This is a genomic window from Streptomyces sp. M41, assembly GCF_043673425.1.
Lineage (GTDB): Bacteria > Actinomycetota > Actinomycetes > Streptomycetales > Streptomycetaceae > Streptomyces.
In genome coordinates this window covers 165,179-186,850 of the sequence record NZ_JBIMKE010000009.1, presented here as the reverse complement: position 1 = coordinate 186,850, position 21,672 = coordinate 165,179, and the positions used below count along the sequence as shown (strand labels likewise).

General features: G+C 71.1%; 18 protein-coding genes and 3 riboswitches. Of the genes, 11 read left to right on the top strand and 7 right to left on the bottom strand.

The features are described from left to right. The first annotated feature begins 102 nt into the window (after positions 1-102). A riboswitch (cobalamin riboswitch) is annotated at positions 103-308 on the top strand. A gap of 115 nt (positions 309-423) precedes the next feature. The 9 genes from ACHBTE_RS15135 (at position 424) to ACHBTE_RS15095 (ending at position 10,064) form a co-directional block, all read left to right on the top strand. Continuing rightward, positions 424-1,332, top strand: coding sequence for a hypothetical protein (locus ACHBTE_RS15135; protein ID WP_394724321.1), 909 nt, complete (start codon positions 424-426; stop codon positions 1,330-1,332). Beyond that, the gene (locus tag ACHBTE_RS15130; protein ID WP_394724320.1) at positions 1,329-2,351 is read left to right on the top strand and encodes a cysteine synthase family protein; all 1,023 of its coding nucleotides are present in this window, start codon (positions 1,329-1,331) and stop codon (positions 2,349-2,351) included. The genes ACHBTE_RS15135 and ACHBTE_RS15130 overlap by 4 nt, the downstream gene beginning before the upstream one ends. Then, the gene (locus tag ACHBTE_RS15125) at positions 2,348-3,607 is read left to right on the top strand and encodes an ATP-grasp domain-containing protein (protein ID WP_394724319.1); all 1,260 of its coding nucleotides are present in this window, start codon (positions 2,348-2,350) and stop codon (positions 3,605-3,607) included. Before ACHBTE_RS15130 ends, ACHBTE_RS15125 begins: the two co-directional genes overlap by 4 nt. A gap of 34 nt (positions 3,608-3,641) precedes the next feature. Then, a complete protein-coding gene (locus ACHBTE_RS15120) occupies positions 3,642-4,934 on the top strand; it encodes an MDR family MFS transporter (protein WP_394724367.1) in 1,293 nt (430 codons plus the stop codon). Further along, positions 4,903-5,652 carry a methyltransferase domain-containing protein gene (locus ACHBTE_RS15115; RefSeq protein WP_394724318.1) on the top strand — a complete coding sequence of 250 codons (750 nt, stop codon included), beginning with the start codon at positions 4,903-4,905 and terminating at the stop codon, positions 5,650-5,652. Before ACHBTE_RS15120 ends, ACHBTE_RS15115 begins: the two co-directional genes overlap by 32 nt. 90 nt (positions 5,653-5,742) lie before the next feature. Next, positions 5,743-5,926, top strand: a riboswitch (cobalamin riboswitch). Positions 5,927-5,955: 29 nt separating this feature from the next. Next, a complete protein-coding gene (locus tag ACHBTE_RS15110) occupies positions 5,956-6,996 on the top strand; it encodes an ABC transporter substrate-binding protein (RefSeq protein ID WP_394724317.1) in 1,041 nt (346 codons plus the stop codon). Continuing rightward, positions 6,993-8,108: a FecCD family ABC transporter permease gene (locus tag ACHBTE_RS15105; RefSeq protein WP_394724316.1), complete on the top strand. Its 1,116-nt coding sequence runs from the start codon at positions 6,993-6,995 to the stop codon at positions 8,106-8,108. Before ACHBTE_RS15110 ends, ACHBTE_RS15105 begins: the two co-directional genes overlap by 4 nt. Beyond that, positions 8,105-8,929 (top strand): ABC transporter ATP-binding protein, encoded by an 825-nt coding sequence (locus ACHBTE_RS15100; RefSeq protein ID WP_394724315.1) that lies wholly within the window; start codon positions 8,105-8,107, stop codon positions 8,927-8,929. Before ACHBTE_RS15105 ends, ACHBTE_RS15100 begins: the two co-directional genes overlap by 4 nt. A 118-nt stretch (positions 8,930-9,047) precedes the next feature. Further along, positions 9,048-10,064, top strand: a complete 1,017-nt coding sequence (locus ACHBTE_RS15095) for a TerC family protein (protein ID WP_394724314.1) — start codon at positions 9,048-9,050, stop codon at positions 10,062-10,064. 323 nt (positions 10,065-10,387) lie between these two features. Here the strand turns inward: ACHBTE_RS15095 and ACHBTE_RS15090 are convergent, their stop codons facing one another. Continuing rightward, on the bottom strand, positions 10,388-10,795 hold the full coding sequence (locus tag ACHBTE_RS15090) for a (2Fe-2S) ferredoxin domain-containing protein (protein WP_394724313.1): 408 nt from the start codon (positions 10,793-10,795) through the stop codon (positions 10,388-10,390). Between the two features lie 59 nt (positions 10,796-10,854). After that, positions 10,855-10,976: riboswitch (cobalamin riboswitch) on the bottom strand. 204 nt (positions 10,977-11,180) lie between these two features. Between ACHBTE_RS15090 and sigK the strand changes: the two genes are divergently transcribed. Together sigK and ACHBTE_RS15080 are read left to right on the top strand one after the other, a co-directional pair. Continuing rightward, entirely contained in the window at positions 11,181-11,792 is a 612-nt protein-coding gene (gene sigK, locus ACHBTE_RS15085) for an ECF RNA polymerase sigma factor SigK (protein ID WP_394724312.1), read from the top strand. Further along, the gene (locus ACHBTE_RS15080) at positions 11,789-12,562 is read left to right on the top strand and encodes an anti-sigma factor (protein ID WP_394724311.1); all 774 of its coding nucleotides are present in this window, start codon (positions 11,789-11,791) and stop codon (positions 12,560-12,562) included. Before sigK ends, ACHBTE_RS15080 begins: the two co-directional genes overlap by 4 nt. On the opposite strand, the gene ACHBTE_RS15075 is transcribed toward ACHBTE_RS15080, so the two are convergent. The 6 genes from ACHBTE_RS15075 to ACHBTE_RS15050 form a co-directional block, all read right to left on the bottom strand. After that, the gene (locus tag ACHBTE_RS15075; RefSeq protein ID WP_394724310.1) at positions 12,543-13,175 is read right to left on the bottom strand and encodes a 4'-phosphopantetheinyl transferase family protein; all 633 of its coding nucleotides are present in this window, start codon (positions 13,173-13,175) and stop codon (positions 12,543-12,545) included. The genes ACHBTE_RS15080 and ACHBTE_RS15075 overlap by 20 nt on opposite strands. Before the next feature lie 194 nt (positions 13,176-13,369). Beyond that, on the bottom strand, positions 13,370-14,386 hold the full coding sequence (sbnA, locus tag ACHBTE_RS15070; protein WP_394724309.1) for a 2,3-diaminopropionate biosynthesis protein SbnA: 1,017 nt from the start codon (positions 14,384-14,386) through the stop codon (positions 13,370-13,372). Between the two features lie 59 nt (positions 14,387-14,445). Next, complete coding sequence (sbnB, locus tag ACHBTE_RS15065; RefSeq protein WP_394724308.1) at positions 14,446-15,522, bottom strand: 2,3-diaminopropionate biosynthesis protein SbnB; 1,077 nt, start codon at positions 15,520-15,522, stop codon at positions 14,446-14,448. Then, complete coding sequence (locus ACHBTE_RS15060; protein WP_394724307.1) at positions 15,519-16,556, bottom strand: TauD/TfdA family dioxygenase; 1,038 nt, start codon at positions 16,554-16,556, stop codon at positions 15,519-15,521. Before ACHBTE_RS15060 ends, sbnB begins: the two co-directional genes overlap by 4 nt. A gap of 18 nt (positions 16,557-16,574) precedes the next feature. Continuing rightward, the gene (locus tag ACHBTE_RS15055; RefSeq protein ID WP_394724306.1) at positions 16,575-19,133 is read right to left on the bottom strand and encodes an amino acid adenylation domain-containing protein; all 2,559 of its coding nucleotides are present in this window, start codon (positions 19,131-19,133) and stop codon (positions 16,575-16,577) included. Next, positions 19,133-21,646: a Pls/PosA family non-ribosomal peptide synthetase gene (locus ACHBTE_RS15050; protein WP_394724305.1), complete on the bottom strand. Its 2,514-nt coding sequence runs from the start codon at positions 21,644-21,646 to the stop codon at positions 19,133-19,135. The genes ACHBTE_RS15055 and ACHBTE_RS15050 overlap by 1 nt, the downstream gene beginning before the upstream one ends. Between the last annotated feature and the right edge of the window lie 26 nt (positions 21,647-21,672).

Genomic DNA, 21,672 nt, shown 5'->3' with positions numbered 1-21,672 from the left:
CGGCCGGTGTACCCACCACATCAGGACAACCGGAGACACGCCCTCTGCCGTGGGAGCGGCGGGCATGCCTATCCTCGTGCGTGCAGTCGGTTCGTGCCTCCGGTCCGACGGACCTTGTCCGGTGGCGCGACGCAAGAGGGAACCCGGTGGGAATCCGGGACTGTCCCGCAGCGGTGAGTGGGAACGAACGCCGTCAACAGCACTGGGCCCGCCCCGCGGGTCGGGGAAGCGACGGCCGGTAGGTGTCCGCCGGTTTGTGGTGGGCGTGCCCACGAGTCCGAAGACCTGCCACTGCGCCCGTATGTGACCGTACGGGCTGTGCACGGTGACCTCGAGGACTGGGTTGGCGGTACGGACATGCTGCAAGCCGCACGCTTCGCCATGCCTCCTTCCCGGTCGCAGCGACCGGATCAGGAGGAGGGCGTGTTCGTGACCACGCTCGCCGGGGATGCTCGCGAGACGCGGCATCCACCGGTGCGTACCGTTTCCGGGGTCTGCCACGGCACGCTGGGCGAGTTGTTCCAGGGCCCGGTGGGTGCGGGACCTGATCCGGACATCGCGCTGGTCTCCTTTCCGGTGGACCGCCATTCCTGGGTGCATTTCATCCCGGGGACCGGCCCTGCGAACACATACGGTCTCGGCGAGAAGTCCGCGACGGCGGCCCGGCTCTTTCTGGATCACTACGGGCTGACGCTGCCGCCGGGCCGCTGGAGCACGCACTCCGACCTGCGGGTGGGCGTGGGCATGGCCAGCTCGACGGCCGACATCGTGGCGACGCTGCGCTGCCTGTTCCGGCTGTTCGCCCTCCCCTACGACACCGACGTCGTGCTCGGCGTCCTGGCCACCATCGAGCGGGCGGACAGCGTGTTCCTGGACGAGTTCGCGCTGCACCTCAGCAACCGCCACCGGGTGGTGCGCCGGCTCGGCACGGACATCGCCTTCCACACCGCGTTCGTCACCGAGCCCGGCACGGTGGACACCGCGGCCGTCACCCCGCTGCTGCTGGAGCACTACCGGCGGCGCGGAGAGGAGTACGCGCGTTGTCTGTCGGATCTGCTGAAGGGCTTCGCGTCCGGCGACCCGGCCGCCGTCGCCCGGGCGGCGACCACCAGCGCCACGCTCTCCCAGGAAGTGCTGCCCAAGGAGACCTTCGACGACCTGCTCGACCACCGCGAACGTTTCGGCGCCGACGGCATCTTCGTCGCCCACACGGGCTGTCTGATCGGCTACCTCTTCTGCCGCCGGCCCGGCCCCGACGTCAAGTCCGACCTGTCCGCCTTCTTCCACTCGCTCGGCCACCAGTGCTCATTCGCCCAAGGAGGCTACGGGTGATTCACCCCCACATCGCCGACGCCCTGAAGACTCCCGACCTCGTCCGGCTCACCGACGGCATGGTCCTCGTCCGGTTCGAGTCGATGAAGGTCTACTCCGCGCTCGCCGCCGTCCGCCATCTCCTCGACCGGGGCACGATCCGACCCGGCCAGACCCTTCTCGACAGCTCCAGCGGCATCTACGCCTACGCCCTGGCGCTGGCCTGCCACCGCTACGGCATGCGCTGCCACATCGTCGCCTCCACCACCGTGGACACCACGACCCGCGCCCAGCTGGAGATCCTCGGCGCCACCGTGGAGCAGGTCGAACCGTCCCGGAACCTCAAACTGGACCAGGAGTTACGGGTCCGGCGCGTGAAGGAGATCCTCGCCGCGCGTCCCGACTGCCACTGGATGCGCCAATATCACGACGACATCCACTACCTCGGCTATCACGCGGTCGCGGACCGGATCCTGGCCGCGTTCCCGGGTCAGGCACTGACGGTGGTCGGCGGCGTGGGATCCGGAGCCTCCACGGGCGGCATCGTGGAGCGTCTGCGGGGCACGGACCCGTCGGTGCGGCTGGTGGGTGTGCAGCCGTTCGGCAGCGTCACCTTCGGCAGCCAGGACCACCACGACCCGGAGGCGATCATCGCCGGTATCGGCTCGTCCATCGTGTTCGACAACGTCCGCCACCACCTCTACGACGCCCTGCACTGGATGGACTTCACCCACGCGATGTCCGGCGCCGTAGCCCTGCTGCGCGACCACGCCGTCTTCGCCGGGCTGTCCACCGGCACCGGGTACCTGGCCGCTGCCCACGAGTCCCGCCGCCACCCCGACCGGCTGCACCTGGTGATCGGCGCCGACACCGGGCACCGCTATGTGGAGCGCGTCTTCGCCCGGCACGCGGAGGCCCTGGACCCGGCCGGGCTCAAGCCGGTCGAGGTGTCCGGCCCCGAGGAGATGACCATGCCCTGGTCGACCATGTCATGGCGACGCACCCCCTGCCCGGCCGAGTGGCAGGAGCGTGCGGCGTGAGTGTGGTCTGCCTGGAGTCGCTCACCTTCGGACTCGGACACCTGGTACGCGCCGCGGACGCGCTCGGCGAACGACTGGTCCTGCTGACCCGTGACCCCTCCTACTACGCCTACGAGTTGCAGCGGCTGCCCACCGACGCCCTGGACGTCGTCGAGACCGACACGTTCGACGCGGAAGGCGTCGCCGGCCGGCTGCACCGGATCCCTCGCCTGCACGGTCTGATCAGCTCCACCGACACCTGGACCCTGGTCGGTGCCGATCTCACGGCCCGCTTCGGGCTGCCCGGCCTCGACGCGGACGTCCTGCGGCTGACCCGGGACAAGGCGGCCGTGCGCAACCGGCTGCACGCGGCCGGGCTGACGCGCGGGCGGGCCGTCGAGGTGACCGGCCTCGGAGCCGAGCGGCGGGAACCGGTGCTCAAGGAGGCAGGGTTGCCCGCGGTCCTGAAGGACACCGCGGGCACCGGCAGCCAGAACGTCTGGCTCGTGCGGACGGAAACGGAGCTGGACGCCGCCCTGGAGGAGACGGCCGGACGGCGCCTGACGGGGAGGCTGTTCGCGGAGCCGTACTTCGCCGGACCGGTGTACAGCGCGGAGACCCTGACATGGGCGGGGTGGACGCGGTTGCTGGGAGTCTCCAGCCGGCTGATGTCGCCGGAGCCGTACTTCCGGGAGGAGATCACCGCGTTCCCGGTGGCCTTCCCGGACGCTCGGCGGGCCTTTCTGGAGCGGTGGCTGGGCGAGGTGCTCGCCGCCATCGGGTACACCGACCGTTTCGCACACGTGGAGTTCGTGCTGGGCGCCGACGGCCCCGAGGTGGTGGAGATCAACCCTCGGATCGGAGGCGCCCTGGTGGGCGAGGGCCTGTGCCGAGCGCTCGGAGTCAACGTGTACGAGGCGATGATCGAGACCGCGCTCGGCCGCCGGCCCCGCCTGATGGACGCCGAACCGCCCGGTGGCCCGGCCGTGGCCTTCGTGCTCGGATACCCGGCCGCGCCCGGCGTGTTCACCGGTGTCGACGGGCTGGAGCGCATGGCGGATCTGCCGGGGTCACCGGCCTGGTATCCGGTCAAGCGGGTGGGCGAGCCCATCGAGCATCTGACGGACAGCCGAGGCTACGCGGGCATCGTCTACGCGGAGGCGGAGACCGCGGAACTGGCCACGCACCGCGCCGTGGCCGCCGCCAACACCGTGCGCGTGCGCACCGAGCCGTTCGTGCTCCCCGCCCCGGCAGACGGGCAGCCCCTCTGTGGCTGACCGCGTCGAGGGCGGGACGGGACTGCGGTCCGCGATGGCCATGCTCGACGGTCCGTTGCGCTTCCTGCTGCTCAGCTCGTTCCTGATTCCGCTCGGCAGTTTCATGGTCCTGCCGTTCATGTCCGTGTTCCTGCACGAACGGCTCGGCATGGGTCTGGGTGCGGTAGGCGTCGTACTGGCGGCGGCGTCCCTCGTGCAGTTCTCCGGTGGCATCGTCGGCGGCGCCCTCGCGGACAGGATCGGACTGCGCCGCACGATGCTGTGGGCGCTGATCGTGCGCACGGCCGGTTTCACGGGCCTGCTGCTGGCGCTGCGCTGGCCGCCCCTGGCCGTCGCGGCACTGATCCTCACGTGCTGCGGCGCCGCCCTGTACCTGCCCGCCAACAAGGCGTATCTGGTGCACGGTGTGGGCGAAGAACACCGCCCGGCGTTCCTGTCGGCCGGCAACGCCGCGCTCAACGCGGGCATGGCGGTGGGGCCGTTGGTCGCCGGGCCGTTCGTACTGTCCTCGCCCGGCTGGCTGTTCGTGGCCGTGACGGCGCTGTTCGTCCTCGTCACCGCGGGCCACGCCCGGCTGCCGGCTGCCGCCGGGGAGGGGCGGGCGGACGAAGGGGCAGCCGGGCGCGGCCTGTGGACCGGTGTGGCGGTCCTGCCCTTCGCCGCGAACGCGCTCGCGTTCTACCTGTACTTCCACTTCCAGCACTATGTGGCGGTGTACGCCGTCGAACGGGCCTCCAGCGAGTTCTACAGCCTCGTGCTGCTGCTCTGCTTCGCGCTGGTCATCGCCGTACAGCCGCCCGCGTCCGGGCTGATCCGGCGCATGCCGTACGCCCTGGCCCTCGCGGTCGGCTTCACGGGCCTGGGCGCCGGGCTGGCCGTCCTGGCGATCGGCACACGGCCGGCCCTGCTGGCGGGCGGGGCCCTCATCACCCTCGGCGACATCGTGCTGTTCCTCAAGAACGACCTGGAGGCGCTGCGCCGCAGCCCGTGCTCCGACGCCGTGGTCTTCGGCCGGCAACGGCTCGCCGCCGGGCTCGGAGCCTGCGCGAGCGGCGTGCTGGGCGGGCAGGTGTACGGCGTCTGTGAACGCGCCGGGAACACCGGCTGGTTCTGGCTGCTGGCCGCCGCGCAGTGCGTCCTGCTGCCCCCTCTGCTGCTGCCACTGTGCCGCCGCACAGCACGGCGGTCCGACTCCCACGGTGACGAACTCAGCGGCCGACCCGGCGACGACCAAGGAGCACTGACGCGGCATGACACAGAGCGACACGACACGAAGCGGCACGAAATCAAGCGGCGTGACACGAACGGGCGGGTTCCAGGACGATGACTTCTGGACGGAGTTCCACGACTTCCTGTTCTCGGCACAGCGCCACGAGCAGGCCGAGCAACTGCTGGGCACCTCTCCCCTGCTGTCCTTCCCGGCCGCGTCGCGGGTGCTGGATCTGTGCTGCGGGCCGGGGGTGTTCACCGTGCCGCTCGCCCGTCTCGGTCACGAGGTGACCGGGGTCGACCTGAGCCCGGCCATGCTGGACCGTGCACGCAAGCGGTCCGCCGACCTCGGTGCGCAGGTCACGTATGTGCAGGCCGACGCGCGGGAGTTCGAGGCGCCGGGCGCCTTCGACGTCGTCCTCAACCTGTTCACCTCCTTCGGCTATTTCGAGGACCCCGCCGACAACGCGCGGGTGCTGCGCACCATGCACACCTGCCTGGCCCCCGGCGGCACTCTCGTGCTGGACCTCGCGGGCAAGGAGCTGCTGGCCCGCAGGGTGACGCCGCCGAAGGTGGTGCGCCAGGGGGATGATGTGCTGGTGCAGACCGACACCGTGCTGGACGACTGGGCCCGGTTGCGCAGCGACTGGGTGCTGGTGCGTGGCGAGCGGGTCACCCGGGCCACGCTCGTGTGGTTCGTGTACAGCGCAGTGGAACTGCGGCGGATGGTGCGGGAGGCGGGGTTCGGCCGGGTGGAGGTCTTCGGCGGATTCGACGGCCGCCCCTATGACGCGGACGCCGAGCGGCTGGTGCTTCGGGCGGTCCGCGAGACATGACCGCTGATGGGGGCGTGCGGGCGGCTCGAGGGGTGTGAAGAGGCGCGGGGCGTGCGGGCGGGCGCGCACGCCCTTTTGACGCCGACGGCGGGGAACGTACTATCACCAGGTCATCGCCGCGACGGGACATCAGGAAGCCGGTGCGAATCCGGCACGGTCCCGCCACTGTGACCGGGGAGTGCACCCCTTCCGCACGCCACTGCGCACTGCGTGGGAAGGCAGGGGGAACAGCGATCCGGGAGTCAGGAAACTGGCCTGTCGCGGGCCCGATCCGAGGAGCGCGGACTCCCCAGGAGGCTCTACGTGTACGACGGTACGACCCGTCCCCCGCTGTTCACCCCTGCCCGCCGACGCCACGCCCTGCGCGCCACGGCCGCGGCCGTCGCCCTGGCGGCGACCCTGCTGACGGCCGGCTGCGGCTCGTCCGGCGAGGCGGCCCAGGATCCGAAGACCGCACCGTCGGCGGCGGGCTTCCCCGTCACCATCGACAACTGCGGCGTCGAGACGACGTACGACAAGCCGCCCTCCCGGGTCGTCACGATCCATCAGCACCCGGCGGAACTGATGCTCGCTCTCGGTCTGAAGGACCGCATGGTGGGCACCGCCTTCCCCGACTCGGCCGTCCTGCCCCGATGGCAGAAGGACTTCGCGGCGATCCCCGAACTGGCCGCGAAGGAACCGTCGTTCGAGAAGCTCCTGGACGCCGAGCCCGACCTGGTCTACGGCGGCTACGGCAGCGCCTTCGACGAGAACGAGGGCCGCTCCCGCAAGGCGTTCGCCGACGCGGGCATCGACACCTATCTCAACCGCGAGTACTGCGGCAAGAAGCAGGTGACGATGAAGGACACCTATGACGAGATCCGCACCATCGGCCGTATCTTCGGCATCTCCGAGCGCGCCGACAAGCTGGTGACCGACCTGAAGAGCGAGGTGGACAAGGCGTCCACGGCCGTCGAGGGCGAGAGCGACGTGCCCGTCTTCGTGTACGACAGCGGCGACAAGACGGCCTTCACCGCGGGCGGCAAGAGCCTGGGCACCGAACTGATCCGGCTGGCCGGCGGCAACAACGTCTTCGCCGACCTCGACGACGTCTTCGGCGACGTCTCCTGGGAGCAGGTCGTCGAACGAAAGCCCGAAGTCATCGCCATCTACGACTACGCCGACGCCGGCAGCGTCGAGCAGAAGAAGAAGTTCCTGCTCTCCCAGCCCGCCCTGGCGGATGTGCCGGCCGTCAAGAACAAGCGGTTCGTGGTGCTGCCGCTGACCGCGACCCTGGTCGGCGTCCGGTCCGCCTACGCGGTCGAGGACCTGGCCCGCGGGCTGCACCCCGAGAGCTTCCGGTGACGGCACCGACGAAGAGCACACCCTCCGGCCCGCTCGTCGGCCGCCCCCCGCGGGGCGGCAAGGGGGCGGGCCGGGGGAGCATGACCGTCGCCGTGGTGGTGCTCGCCGCCCTGCTCGTCCTGTCCGCCACCGCCGGCCTCGCCATCGGGTCGGTTCAGGTACCGCCCGGCCAGGTGTGGGGCATCGTGACACACACGCTGGGCGCCGGATGGACGGAGCCGGACTGGTCCCGGGCGCGCGAGACCATCGTGCTGGACGTGCGCGCCCCGCGCGTCCTGCTCGGGGCGGTGACCGGTGCCGGGCTCGCGGTGGTCGGCACCGCCATGCAGGCGCTGATCCGCAATCCGCTCGCGGAGCCCTATCTGCTGGGGGTGTCCTCCGGGGCGTCCCTCGGCGCGGTCTCGGTGATCGTGTTCGGAGCCTCGCTGTTCGGGCCCGTGTCCCTGTCGGTGGCCGCGTTCGTCGGCGCGCTGGGGGCACTGATGCTCGTCTACGCCACCGCGCGTACCGGCGGCCGGATCACGTCCGTGCGTCTGGTGCTGTCCGGCGTGGCGATCGCTGCGGTGCTCACCGCGGTGCTGGACCTGCTGCTGCTCACGACCGACCGGGGCAACGAGGCCCGCGCCGTCCTCGCCTGGACGCTGGGCGGACTCGGCGGCGTGAACTGGGGCACGCTGTGGCTGCCGAGCGCGGCCATGCTGCTGGGCATCGGCGTCCTTCTCGTACAGGCCCGCAATCTGAACCTGCTGCTGGCGGGCGAGGAGGCCGCCACCACCATGGGACTGGACGTGGCCCGGTTCCGCGGTCGTATGTTCGTGCTGCTCTCCCTGGTCACCGGCGTGCTGGTCGCGGCGGCCGGGCCGATCGGCTTCGTCGGCCTGATGCTGCCGCACATCGTGCGCCTGTTCGTCGGCGGCGATCACCGCCGCGTCCTGCCGACGGCGGCGCTCGGTGGTGCGGTCTTCCTCATCTGGGCCGACATCGCCGCACGCACCGTCGCCGCACCCGTCGAGATCCCTGTGGGCGTGCTCACCGCGCTGTGCGGCGGGCCGTTCTTCCTGTGGCTGATGCGCCGGGACGCCCGGCGGGCCACCGACCGAGGAGTGGCATGACCGCGACCGAACTCGTCGTCGACGGCCTCACGCTCACCGCCGGCGCGCACCGCCTCGTGCGGGACGTCTCGCTCGTGGCCCGGCCGGGCGAGGTGATCGGTCTGGTCGGCCCCAACGGCAGCGGCAAGTCCAGCCTGCTGCGCGCCGTCTACCGCGTCCTTCGCCCCGCCGGCGGCCAGGTCCTGGTCGACGGCACCGACGCCTGGCGGCTTCCCGTACGGCAACTGGCCCGCACCGTGGCGGCGGTGGTCCAGGAACCGGGTGCCGACTTCGACCTGACGGTCCGCGAGGTCGTCGCCATGGGCCGCACACCCCACAAGCGCCTCCTCGACGGAGACACCCCCGAGGACGCCGAGCTCATAGACAGGGCGCTCACGGCCGTGGACGCCGCCGATCTGGCCGACCGTCCCTTCGACCGCCTCTCCGGCGGTGAACGCCAGCGGGCGCTCATCGCCCGCGCGCTCGCCCAGCAGCCCTCCCTCCTGGTCCTCGACGAGCCCACCAACCACCTCGACATACGCCATCAACTGGAGGTCCTCGGCACGCTGCGCCGTCTGCCGGCCACGGTTGTGGTGGCCCTGCACGACCTCAACCTGGCCGCGTACTACTGCGACCGGCTCTACCTGCTGCGGGCCGGCCGGGTCGCCGCCTCGGGTCCGCCCTCCGAGATCCTCACGCCCCGCCTGCTGGCGGAGGTGTACGGGGTGGCGAGCGAGGTGGCCGTCCATCCCAGCACGGGCGCTCCCCAGGTGACCTTCCTCCCCTCAGAGTCGCCGGCGGGCACACAGCTGGCGGTCGAGGCGGACCAGCCCGTCACATGACGGGCGCCCCTCCTTCGGCGGACGCTTGCGTGCGCGCCGCCGGGGAGGCAACTCCCTGCCGCATGCTCCAGACTCGGAAGGAGGAGAGTGCCGGTCGATCGGGTGAGGGGCCGGGCCTGTGCATGACGTGCCGTTCTGGCTGTGGATGGTCTTCGCGGTCACCGTGCTGGTGTCGCTGGCGGTGGATCTGCTCGCGCACCGGCAGGCGCATGTCATCGGCTTCCGGGAGGCCGCCGCCTGGAGCGGGGTCTGGGTGGGCCTTGCCGTCGTCTTCGGCGCCGTGGTGTTCCTCGTGGTCGGCACGAGTGCCGGCGTGGAGTACACCACCGCATGGCTGCTGGAGAAGAGCCTGTCGGTCGACAACCTCTTCGTCTTCGCGCTGATCTTCAGCTATTTCAAGGTGCCCCGCGCCTACCAGCACCGTGTGCTGTTCCTAGGCGTCCTGGGCGCCCTGGTCTTCAGGGGCGTCTTCCTCGCCGCCGGTGTGGCGGTGGTCAGCCGCTTCACCGCCGTGCTGTTCGTCTTCGCCGCGATCCTCTTCTACAGCACGTACAAGATCCTCAAAGAGGAGGAGGACAGCTTCGACCCCGGCAAGAGCATCGCCGTGCGGCTGCTGCGCAAGATCGTCCCGGTGCGGGACGAGTACGCGGGCCCCCACTTCTTCGTCAAGGAAGCCGGGAAACGCGTCGCGACCCCGCTGCTCGCCGTCGTCGCCGCGATCGAGGCCGCCGACCTCGTCTTCGCCGTCGACAGCGTGCCTGCCGTCCTGGCCGTCAGCAGCGACGCCTTCATCGTCTACACCAGCAACGCGTTCGCCATCCTGGGCCTGCGCGCCCTGTACTTCATGCTCGCCGGTCTGCTCGACCGCTTCCATTACCTGAGCAAGGGCCTGGCACTGATCCTCTCCTTCATCGCCGTCAAGCTGATCCTCCAGGCCTCCCACAAAATGATCAGCGAAGACATCCCGGAGATTCCCTCGCCGGTCAGCCTCGCCGTGATCGCCACCATCCTGGCCGTCTCCATCGCCCTCAGCATGCTGCGCCCGCCGCGGGGGGACGTCGAGGGGCCACCGGCCGGGGACGCCGACCCGTCGGACCAGCGCGGACCCGTCGACGATGCCCAGCGTGAGCCATGATCCGCGAGCGGAGAGCACACGCGACGATCACGCCAAACGACTCCCAAAACTGTGCAAAGCGGTCGTAAAATACCCGCATGAACGGTGAGCGGAAATCAAACGCGGCTGCGCCGTCTTCCCACGTCTGCCCCCGATGCAAGCAGCCGGTGGAGACCGTCGTGGAACGACACAAGACGATGGGCATGTACGTCCCCGTGTGGACGGCGGGCCCCTGTCACAACCCCCGTTGCCAGGAGTCCGTGGCCGAACCGGGCGGGACCCGCTCGGGCACGCGGCGACACCTGGCCGAATCCTGAAGGAACAGCACGATCCGCGGCCGGCGCTCAGGACGTGACGCGGCGGCGCGGCGGCGTGAAGGTGTACAGGTCGAGGATCTCCGGCAGTGGAGCCACCCCGGGGCCCCCGGCGCGCACCCAGGCCGCGATGTCCTCGGTCGCGTCCGGGTCGTTGACCAGGCCCAGCCACACCGGCCGTGCGCCGGCGGCCCGGGCGGCGGCCGATGGCTGTACGACGACGACATTGGCCTGTTCACAGACGTCGAGGCAGGCGGAGATACGTACGGGCACCTCGGCCCGCAGCCGTTCGGTCTGCGCCGCGTGGTCGACACCGATCACCTTCGCGGTACCGCAGCAGCAGTCCCGGCAGACGACGACCCGGCACGGCGCCGATGCCGTGGCCCGCCGCTGATCCCACGTCTCCCCGGACGGTTCCTCCGCGCGCGTCGTGCGCATGCCACATTCCTCTCTCCGGGGAGATCCGCCCCGGTGGTCCGTCGAGGAGGCGACCGCGTGAGTCTCCTGGCTCTCGGGTCGATGCTCGTCCCGGCCTTCCCGCCCCCAGGGACGGTGGCCGATAAGGATCCGCTCGCCGATCACAGTGGCGGGACCGCGCCGGATTCACACCGGCTTCCTCGGACCGCCGTCGCCTTGTCGCCGGTCATCATCGCATCCGGTCGGCCACCCCTTCACGCCCGCCGTCGACGACCGGACACCGCCACGCCCCCCGGTGCGCGGCGGTGCTGCACGCCGAAAGGGCCCTCTGTCGAGCGGACGACTTCGTACCAAGGTGCGCTCGCGGCGGAATGGAGCGAGTGTCGAGCTGAGGTGAGGAGCGGCGATGGAACGAGGAACGGACGCGCACACCGAAGGCGACACCCGGACCCGGCGGAGTCGGTCGCCCGACGACGCCCGGGTGGACGACCTGCTCGCTCGTGCCGCCACCGGCGACGAACGCGCCTTCGCAGGCATGTACGACGCCCTGGCGCCGCCGGTCATGGGGCTGGCGTGGCGGGTGCTGAAGGACGAGGCGCAGGCGGAGGAGGTGGTGCAGGACGTCATGGTGGAGGTGTGGCGTACCGCGGGCCGCTTCCGGCCGGAGCGGGGAGCGGCCCGCAGCTGGGTGCTCACGCTCGCGCACCGCCGCGCGGTGGACCGGGTACGGTCCGTCACCGCGAGCAGGGCCCGGGAGATGCGCTCGGCCGCTCAGGAACAGCAGCGGGCCTTCGACGCTGTCGCCGAAGAGATCGAGACACGGGAGGAGCAGGTCCTCGTCCTTCGCTGTCTGGCCGAGCTGGCCCGGCAGCTCAGGCTGCCTCTGGTGCTGGCCTACTACGAAGGGCTGACGTACGCCGAGGTGGCCGATTCGCTCGACACTCCGCCGGGCACCATCAAGTCACGGATGCGACAGGGGCTGCGGCGCTTGCGCGAGTGTCTGGAGGCCGGATCGTGAATCACGGCGATGACCCGCGTCCGGACGACGCTCATCCCGAGGACCCGCATCTCGATGTCGGCGCCTACGCGCTGCACGCTCTGCCGCCCGCGGAGGAGGCCGTCTTCGAGAATCATCTGGCGAGCTGTGCGCCCTGCCGGCGCGAGGCCTATGAGCTGACGACGACTGCCACCGCGCTGGGCGCGGCCGAGGCTCGTACACCGTCCGCGAACGTGCGCCGCCGGGTGCTCGCTCAGATCGGCACGGTACGGCAGGAGCGGCCCGCCGCCGTCGCGCGGGGCCGTCGCCGCCGGCTGGACCGGGCTCTCGGGTGGGCGCTGGCGGCGTCCGTGGCGGTGGCGGCGGGGCTGGGGGGTGTGGCCTGGTGGCAGCACTCGGAGGCCGACACCGCGAACGAGCGGATCGCCGAGGCCCGTTCCCGCTACGAGAACATCGCCGAGGTCATCTCCGCCTCCGACGCCACGATCAGCAAGGAGCAGCTGTCGAACGGGGCGACGGCGAGCGTCATCACCTCGCGCGCCCAGGACCGGGCCGCGTTCGTCGTCTCGGACCTGCCGGCGCTGACGGGCGACCAGGTCTACGAACTCTGGTACGCGGACGCCGACACGTTCCGGCCCGCCGGTCTGCTGCCCGGCCGGGGCGGGGAGTTGGTCCGCGTTCTCGAAGGACCGCTCGCGGAGGCCACCGCGGTGTGCGTCACCGTGGAACCCGCCGGAGGTTCGCGTCAGCCCACCTCCGACCCCCTGGGCCTCATTCCCGTCCCCGCGTGAGCTCCCGGGACGCCTCGACCGCGACGGCGGCCGCGTAGCCCTCCGCCACGGCGACGTCGTCGACGGCCCAGCCCGGCACCTGGGCGGGCGCCAGGGGCGAGGTGCCGAGGTGATCCATGTGGAGGTCACGTCCGAGTCCGGTGCCCAGGCCCTTCAGGTACGCCTCCTTACGGGTCCAGGCCCGGGCGAAGGCCGCGGGAAGCCGCTCCGGCGGGCAGGCGGCGAGCTCGGCGGCCTCCCGGGGGTGCAGGGCGGCACCGAGGTCGGTGACGAGATCGCCCGCGGGGATCCGCTCGACGTCCGTGCCCACGGGGGTGGCCGCGAAGGCGAGGAGGCAGAGTCCGCCGCTGCGGGAGAGGGAGAAGTGCAGCGCGGCACCGTGCACGGCGGGACGGCCGTGCGGAGCCCGGCAGACGGGGCAGGGCAGGCGCACCAACGGCACCTCCGCGGGCGCGATGCCGAGGTAGCCGCCCAGGAGCATGCGCAGCCCGACGTGGGCGACCCGATAGCCGTCGCGGTCCGCCGCTCGCCGGAACGCCGCCGCCCGCGCCCTCTCGCCGGGGTCCAGGACCGAGTCGGCGTACGGGGCGATGACATCGCGCAGGTCCTTCACTCGCGCCAGCCACAGGTGCGGTCGCCGACCGGGGCGCGGCGGTGTCAGGGGCCGCGCCCAGACCCCGGGCCCGACCGGTTCGGGCCGCAGCGTCGGCCGGGGAGCCGTTGGTGCCGGTTGCTCGGGCGGGTTCCTGGGGCGCACGGTGCCGGCCGCCTCCTTGTTCCGTGTGTGCAGGGGCGCGTGACGGGGTGTCAAGGGTGCATGTGGTGGGCGGTGCTGGATTCGCCGGTCGGTGTCCGGTCGCCGGGTGACGCGGGCGGCACGAGTGCGTCGTCGCCGTAGAGCGCCTGCACCCAGTTGGCCTGGTAGATCGTGTCGAGGTAGCGCTCGCCGAGGTCCGGGGCGATCGCCACGGGGGTGAGGCCGGGCCGGTCGTGGCTGCCCAGCCAGCGCATCGCACCGCTGACCACGGTGCCGGTGGACCCTCCGAACAGGAAGCCGTGCCTGGCGAGCTCACGGCAGGTGCGGATGCTGTCGGCTTCGTCGACGCGTACCGCCTCGTCCACGTAGCCCTCGTCGAGCAGCGGCGGCCGTACGCTCATGCCCAGGCCCGGGATCATCCTGCGGCCCGGAGCGTCGCCGAAGATGGCGGAGCCGACGCTGTCCACGGCGACGATCCGCACCGGCCGGTGCCAGGAGCGGAACCAGCGCGCGCAGCCCATCAGGGTTCCGGTGGTGCCGACGCCGATGAACAGGACGTCGAGCTGCGGGAACCAGCGGGCGATGGCCGGCGCCGTCCGGAAGTAGTGTGCCTTCCAGTTGTCGGGGTTGGTGTACTGGCTGAGCCACACGTACCGGTCGTCCGCACAGAGCCGGCGCACATACGCCAGCCGTGCGCCGAGCAGGCCGCCGACGGCGTTCTCGTCGGAGACGACATGTACTTGACTGCCGAGTGCTTCCATCATCAGCCGGGTGGCCAGATTGCAGCGGGAGTCGGTCACGCAGACGAAGCGGTAGCCCTTGCTCGCCGCGATCATGCTCAAGGCGACGCCGAGATTGCCGGAGGAGGACTCCACCAGGATCGAGTCCCGGGTCAGGGTCCCGCTGCGTTCGGCGGACTCCACCATCTCGGTCGCCGCCTTGAGTTTGATCGAACCGGCGAAGTTGAACCCCTCGCACTTGAGGAACAGGCGGTGTCCGGATATCGGCTCGAGGTCGACGTACAGGTCCTCCTCGTTGAAGGCGTGAGGAACGGTGATGACTGGCACGATGCTCTCCTCGTACATGACCGGACACCGGGCGCGGGCGATGGCGTGGGCCGCCGTCCTCAGCCGTGCCGGCGCAGTTCGCTGAAGAAGTTGTCAATGGTCTGCAGGCGGCCGGAGAGGGCCACTTCGTCGTAGACGTATTTGCCGACGGCGAGGTCGAGGACGCCCAGGCCGAACGGTGAGAAGACGGCCGGGCGGTCGGCCGGCACCGTCACCCGTCCCGCCATCACGTCGTCGAGCGTGCCGTGCAGGAAGTCGCGGTTGCCGGTGAGGCGCTCGGTGAGGTGGGGTGAGGTGGAGGCCCTCAGACAGTGGTCGATGTCGTCGACGATGTTGGTGGCGGACAGCAGCACCTGGGGTGCGAGGTCGCGCAGTGAGATGTGCAGCACCACCGGGTTGTGGCGGAACCACGACGGGTCGCTGATGTGCGGCCGGTCGGCGACGGTGGCGAACACGATCAGGTCGCTGTGGCGGATCAGTTCCTCGGCACCGCGGTGCACGGTGACCCGGCCGACCGCTCCCGCCTGTTCCAGGTACATCCGCAGGCCCGCGGAGCTGTCGGCGGACAGGTCGTGCACGCCTATGGCGTCGAAGGACCAGCCGGTGCCCTGGAGGTAGGTGTGGATGTAGCGGGCTATCAGCCCGGCCCCGACGAATCCCAGGCGCGTGGGGCGTGGTCGTCCCCTGCTGAGCCGGTCGGCCGCCGCCGTGGCGGAGGCGGCGGTCCGCGCGGCGCTGATGATCGAGCTTTCCATGCATGCGAAGGGGTAGCCCGTGACGGGGTCGTTGAGAATGAGCACGGCGGACGCCCTGGGAATGCCGGACGCGACGTTCGTGGGGAAACTGGAGATCCACTTCAGGCCGTCCACACGGGTGTCGCCGCCCAGTGAGGCGGGCAACGCGATGATGCGCGCCGACGGCCGGTCGGGGAAGCGCAGGAACGACGACGGCGGGTTCACCGAGCGGCCGGAGCCGTGCATGCGGTAGGTCCTCTCGACCACCTCCACCACGGACTTCTCCCGTCCGCGGAGCACTTCGTGGACCTGGCTCCCGGGGATGACGGCGAAGGGCGGCACGGAGGCAGCGTCCGCGTCCGCGCGGGCGACCTCCTCGTGAACGGCCGGCAGGGTGGTCATGTCTCTGTCCTCCGCATGGGCGCCGTGGTGTGGTCGAGGCGTACGGGGTCCCCCATCGCCACCACCACGGTCCGGGGTCCCTGGTAGGCCTCTCGGCTGTGTGCGGTGCGGATGTTGTCGACGAGCATCAGATCCCCGGCCTCCCACGGCAGGCGTACGGTGTGCCCCTCGTAGGTCTTGTTGATCTGCTCCACGACGTCCGCGGGCACCGGGTCGCCGTTGCCGTGACGGGTGTTGAACGGCAGGCCGTCGGGGCCGTACTCCTCGACGAGGAACTCCCGGACTTCCGGGGCCATCGTCCACTCGTTGAGGAAGGCGATCTGGTTGAACCAGCAGCGCCGGCCGGAGACCGGGTGGCGGACGACGGCGCTGCGGTGCTGCCGGGTCCGCAGCGAACCGTCCGGCTGCCAGGACCAGTCGATGGCGTGGGCACGGCAGTAGGCTTCGACGGCGCCGCGGTCATCGGTGCCGAAGGACTGGGTCAGCGTGGCGCCGATCTCGTCGTTGTAGGTACGGGTGAGGAGCCAGCCCTCCCGCTCGAAGCGGTCGACGAGTTCGGCGGGCAGCGACTGGAGTACGGCGGCCGAGTCGGCCACGGCGGTCGCGCCGCCCTCGGCGGGCGGCCGGAGGCAGGCGAACATCAGCAGGCCGGGACACTCCACGGCGTAACTGAGCTCATGGTGCATGCACATCGGCTGGTTGGCGGGCCACGCGGACGACGAGTAGACGCCTTCCGCGTGGGTGTCGCGGGCGGCGAACGCCTCCCGTTCCGTCGCCGGGCGCTCGGCGAGTCGGTGCAGCACCGAGGCGACGTCGGCCGGGGTGTGCAGGGCGAGCCCGCGGACGGTGAGCGCTCCGTGCTCGGCGAGGAGGGCGCGCAGGGTGTCTCGCCGTCCGGCCACCCAGGCCGCCGCGTCCGGGGTGTACTCGGCCCGCAGTGTCGGAAGGTCCCGGGCAGCGGGTTCTGCGGTACTTCCGGTGGGTGGAGCCGGTGCGGAGGTTGCCGCGTGCTTGCGGAACAGTGCGGACAGCATGTCGTTCTCCTCGAAGTCTCAGGGCTCGCGCGGCGGCGATGTCCGTGTGTCGATCAGGCCCGCCAGCTGGGCCAGCACCGGATGGCCGGTGAGGTCGCGCGGGGCGATCACCCGGTCCAGCGAGATGGCGAGCCGCACGGCAGACAGGGAAGTGCCGCCCAGGTCGAAGAAGTTCTCGCCGCGGCCGATCCGGTCGGCCGGGATGCCGAGGACGCTTGCCCAGGCCGCGGCCAGCCGCCGCTCGGTGGGCGTCCTCGGGAGCCCGCGGGAGTCCTGGGCGGCCGTGCCGAGTTCGTCGGCGAGCGCCGTCAGCGCCTTCCTGTCGGTCTTGCCGTTGGGCGTGAGCGGGAGGCGCTCCAGCTGGTGGAAGGCGGCCGGGATCATGTACTCGGGGAGCTGGTCGCCGAGGCGCTCGCGCAGGTCTTCGGGGGTCGGCGCGTGTGCGCCGGTGCAGAAGGCGGTGAGCTGCCGGCCGTGCCCCTCCGGGCCGGTCACCACGACCGCGCCGTCATGGACGCCGGGGACCCTCAGCAGCGCGCTCTCGATCTCGCCGATCTCGATGCGGAACCCCCGGATCTTCACCTGGGCGTCCTTGCGGCCGAGGAACTCCAGTTTCCCGTCGGGCCGCCAGCGCCCGAAGTCACCGCCCCGGTACAGCCGTTGGCCCGGGCGGTAGGGGTCGGTCAGGTAGGCGAGCCGGGTGCGCTCGGCGTCGTTGACATAGCCGCGGCCGACGCAGACACCGGAGAAGACGATGGCCCCGGGGGCGCCGAGCGGGACCAGCGCCAGGTTCTCGTCGACGACGTACATGTGCACGTTGTTGACGGGCCGGCCGAGCGGTACCCGGCCGGTGGCGGGTGGCCGGTCCATCACCTCGTGGTTGGTGTCGTCGGACGTCTCCGTCAGCCCGTAGGCGTTGACGAGGCGCACCCCGGGCACGGCGGCGAACCAGCGCTCGACGAGCTCTGACTTGAGCGCCTCACCGGTGACCGACACGCACCGCAGGTCCGGCAGGTCGCGTGGATCGCGTTCGAGCGCGGTCAGGAGGACGTCGAGGTAGGAGGGCACGATCTGGCACACGTTGACCCGGCCCGCGACGATCGTGTCGAGGAACCGGTCGGGGTCGAGGACCGCGTCCTGCTCGACGAGCAGGGTGCGCCCGCCGGTCAGCAGGCCGGCGAGCAACTGCCACAGTGAGATGTCGAAGCACTGCGAAGCGGTCTGCGCCACGACCGTGCCCTCGCCGATGCCCAGGTCGTCGATCTTGGCGTAGAGGTGGTTGAGCAGGCCCGCGTGCTCGCACATGGCGCCCTTGGGTTCGCCGGTGGAGCCGGAGGTGAAGAACACGTACGCGAGTTGGCCGGCCGTCACTCGCAGCCGGAGGTCTGTCCCGTCGGTGGCCCGCTCGATGATGTCCGGGATCACGAGCCGGTGCGTGCCGGGCAGAGCCGCGAGCGCCCGGTCCAGGTTGGGTGAGCCGTCCAACCCGGTGAGCACGTGGGCGCAGTCCGCGCGGGTCAGCATGGCGGTCATCCGTCCGGGCGGGTAGTGCGGGTCGACGGGCAGGTACGCGGCCCCGGCCTTGAGGACGGCGATCACGCCGGCCATCCAGTTCAGGTCACGTCCGGTCACGACGGCCACCGTGTCCTCGGGCCGCACACCCTCCGCCAGCAGGGCGCGCGCCAACCGGTTGGCCCGCAGGTCGAGTTCGCGGTACGTCCACTGCCGCTCGCGGTGCACGGCCGCGACAGCGTCCGGATGGCTGCGCACACGGTCTTCGAACAGCTCGTGGAAGCGACGGTCGGGCAGCCGCCGGCGCGGCCCGGCGAGCCCGTCGATCTGGAACCGGACCTCCTCGGCGGACAGCAGAGTGCCCTGGTCGTGCGGGGCGTCCGGGTCGGCGGCGATCTGTGCGAGGGCGGCGAGGTGGTACCCGGCGATCCGGACGGCGCAGTCGGCGTCCAGCAGGTCGGTCCGGTGGTGCAGGCGCAGTGCGAGCCGGCCGTTCTGTTCCTGCGCCGTCACGCCGAGCACGCCGTCGTCCGCGACGCGGGCGCCGTGGCCGGTCGGGTCGAACACGACCTCTGGCCCCGGCTCGGGGGCACCGGTCGGCGGTAGGTCCGCCGGGGCGGTCCCGGGTATCAGCAGCCTCGACTCGGCGCGGTGGGCTGCCAGCAGCAGACGGCGCCAAGTGCCCGGCTCGACCGTGATCCGGAAGGGCAGCGGCGCGGTGCCGGCGGGGGCGAGGTAACCGCTGCGGACGACTGGGTCGCCGGAGAGCGTGGCGAGCACCTTCACGTGGGCCGCGAGCAGGATCGCGGTGAAGGGCACACCGATCTCGCCGGCCCGCCGGTGCAGACCCGCGGTGACATCGCCGGGTACGGGCTGGACGTGCTCCGCTACGCCTGGCTTGGGGGTGCTGGTCCATCGCGGTGCGGGGGTGAAGCCGCCCTCGGTCGGCGGGCCGACGTCGGCCGGGGACCGCGGGCCGGTGCGGGCGTCGTACGCGTCGCGCGTGTCGGCCGCGTCGACCGGGCCGTACGCCGGATTTCGGCCACCGGTCATTGCCGTCGCCATCACCATCCACCTCCGCTGCCGTCGGGTGCGGGGCGAGCCGGGTTCCCCGCCCAGCGGGCATGGGCGGGGACCGTCTCGCCCTTCATCAGGAAGGCATCCGCCGCCAGGGCGGCATCGTCGCCGATCGTCACGCCGTAGTGGACGAACGCTCCGACACCGAGGGTGCAGCGGGCGCCGATGGCGCTGCGGTCCGACTTGAACGTGCCGTCCTCCTGGGAGTGGCACTGCAGGACGCTGCCGGCGTTGAGCGTGCAGCCGTCCCCGATGGTGACCATGCATCGCTCGGTCAGACTGCACCCGTCGTCGAACACCCTGGTGCCGACACGGGCGCCGAGCAGCCGCCACACGGCCCCCTTGAACGGCGTGCCGTCGAGAATGTGCATGTACGTCTCCGAGGGGACCTTCCAGTACCGCTCGCGCCGCCAGAAGCGGACGTCGTAGATCGAGCAGAACAGGGGTCCCGGCGGACGGACAGCCGTGACGGCCCTTTCGACCAGGACGAAGTACAGCAGGGTGAACGGCAGGGTCAGGGCGTTGGCCAGTGCGATCACCACGGTCCCCCACTGCTGGTACAGGCTGGCGGCGCACGCGAACAGCAGGGCGATGCCGAAGAAGTACAGCCACCCTGTGAACAGGTGCCAGGCCATGGTGAGGGCGTTGTGCCGGTTCTTCGCCGCCAGGCGGCGCCCCAGCCCCTCTCCTTGGCGCAGCTCGTCGAAGGTGCTGTCCCGCAGCACCGACCGCGGTATCTCGAAGCAGGGGGAGCCGAGCAGTCCCACGTCATGGCGGAGCGGGCCGTCGACGGGAACCATCACCTTGGTGGCCAGAAGGCAGTTCTCACCGGTCCTGCCGCGCGAGGGGTAGGCGATCCGGTTCCCGAGGTAGTTGTGCGCTCCGATGGAGGTCCGTGACAGGCGGAAGGAGGTGCTGGAGTAGTCGGCGTTCATCAGGGACAGGCCGTCCGCGACCATGGTGCCGGTGCCGACGCTGCTCATGAGGGGGCTCTCGTGCTTGACCTGGGTGCCGAAGTTCGAGCCGGTCTGGAACACCCTGGACAGGTCGTAGCCGACCCAGCGCAGGTAGTGCACGATGCAGCTGCTGTCGCCGAACAGACGGGTGAGGGATTTCCTGTTGGTCAGCAGGACGGTGGTCCGGTGGGCGGCGTACTGGAGACCGTACAGCGGATAGGTCCGGCCCGGGGTGACGAGCAGGCCGAGCAGGCGTGGGACGGTGGCGACGAGGACGAGGCCGGTGAGCAGCGCTCCGCCGAAGACGACGGCCGTGACCGTGAGGACGTCGACGTAGAACTCCCCGTGGGCCGGGGTGGTCTGCGCTCCCGCCAGTGCGGTGGACCCCTCGAGGATCCGCGAGATCAGCACGTCCAGACAGCCCACGGCCAGGGGCACGTACACCAGCAGCACCGTGAGCAGGAGCAGGACCCCGTTGACCGCTCGTCGTGCGGTGCCGCACCGTGCCGGTGGCACCGGCTGGAACTCCGCGTCCGTGCGCTGGGCGGGTGAACCGTGCCAGTGCTCGCCGTCCGGGACCGCCTGGCCCGTGTGGAGGGAGGACGCGTGGCCGAGCTGGGACCGGTCGCCGAGGGAGGTACCGATGTCCAGCACCGTCGACTCGCTGACGACCGCGCCCCGGCCCAGAGTGACCGGGCCGGTCTCGATCACACCGTCGAGCGCCCGATAGCAGCTGAACAGTGAGTCCTTGCGGACGACTGTGCCGTCACCGACCGCCAGCAGGTCGGTGCACACGGGCACGCTGCGGGACAGGATCGTCACTCCGCGTCCGATGCGGGCACCGAGCGCCCTGAGGTAGAGCGGGTACAGGGGCGAACCGACGAACAGGACGACCGGGTTCGCCCTGATCAGCGTCTTCACCAGCCAGAAGCGGACGTAGGCCAGGCTCCAGACGCGGAACCGCTGCTGCCGCCACCGGCCGATCAGCAGCCACTTCGCGATCACGGGCAGGGTGCACAGAACGACCATCGTCGCGGCGCCGAACACGACGGACCGCAGATAGGCGTCGAACAGAGTCCCCCCGGCGGAGATCCAGTCGAACCCCCGAGCCGCGACGACCGCGAGAAGAAGGGCGTAACCGAGAAAGCACAGCAGTTGCAGGACACCGCACAGCACGTAGTGGGGGCGGCCCGTGGGCTCGGCAGGCACCCGTGCCCTTACCTCGGGGGCCGTGGACGGACTCTCGGCGAGGGCCGCGGCCAGGTCGCTGATGGTCGGGTGGCGGTAGATGTCGCGCATCGACACCGACGGAAGGTCCGGGCGCTTCCTGACGCGGGCGCAGAAATGCGCCATGACCAGGGAATCGGCCCCCAGATCGGCGAAGAAGTCACTGTCGAGGGGAACCTTCTTCAGATGTGCGACCTCGGCGAGCAGCTGGGCGAAGGTCTCTTCGAGGCCGGGGGCGGCGGGGTCCGCCGGCCTTTCGCGACGGCGGGTCGTGTCCTGTGAACCGGTGTCCATCACCTCGAGCGACTGACCCCTCATGAGCGCTCCCTGACCTACCGAACCGG

Bases quoted from the DNA above. Each gene is read 5' to 3' on its own strand.
- sigK (WP_394724312.1), top strand. From the start codon at position 11,181: ATGGAACGAGGAACGGACGCGCACACCGAAGGCGACACCCGGACCCGG.
- ACHBTE_RS15060 (WP_394724307.1), bottom strand. From the start codon at position 16,556: ATGCTGTCCGCACTGTTCCGCAAGCACGCGGCAACCTCCGCACCGGCT.
- ACHBTE_RS15090 (WP_394724313.1), bottom strand. From the start codon at position 10,795: ATGCGCACGACGCGCGCGGAGGAACCGTCCGGGGAGACGTGGGATCAG.
- ACHBTE_RS15050 (WP_394724305.1), bottom strand. From the start codon at position 21,646: ATGAGGGGTCAGTCGCTCGAGGTGATGGACACCGGTTCACAGGACACG.
- sbnB (WP_394724308.1), bottom strand. From the start codon at position 15,522: ATGACCACCCTGCCGGCCGTTCACGAGGAGGTCGCCCGCGCGGACGCG.
- ACHBTE_RS15100 (WP_394724315.1), top strand. From the start codon at position 8,105: ATGACCGCGACCGAACTCGTCGTCGACGGCCTCACGCTCACCGCCGGC.
- ACHBTE_RS15120 (WP_394724367.1), top strand. From the start codon at position 3,642: ATGGCCATGCTCGACGGTCCGTTGCGCTTCCTGCTGCTCAGCTCGTTC.
- ACHBTE_RS15055 (WP_394724306.1), bottom strand. From the start codon at position 19,133: ATGGCGACGGCAATGACCGGTGGCCGAAATCCGGCGTACGGCCCGGTC.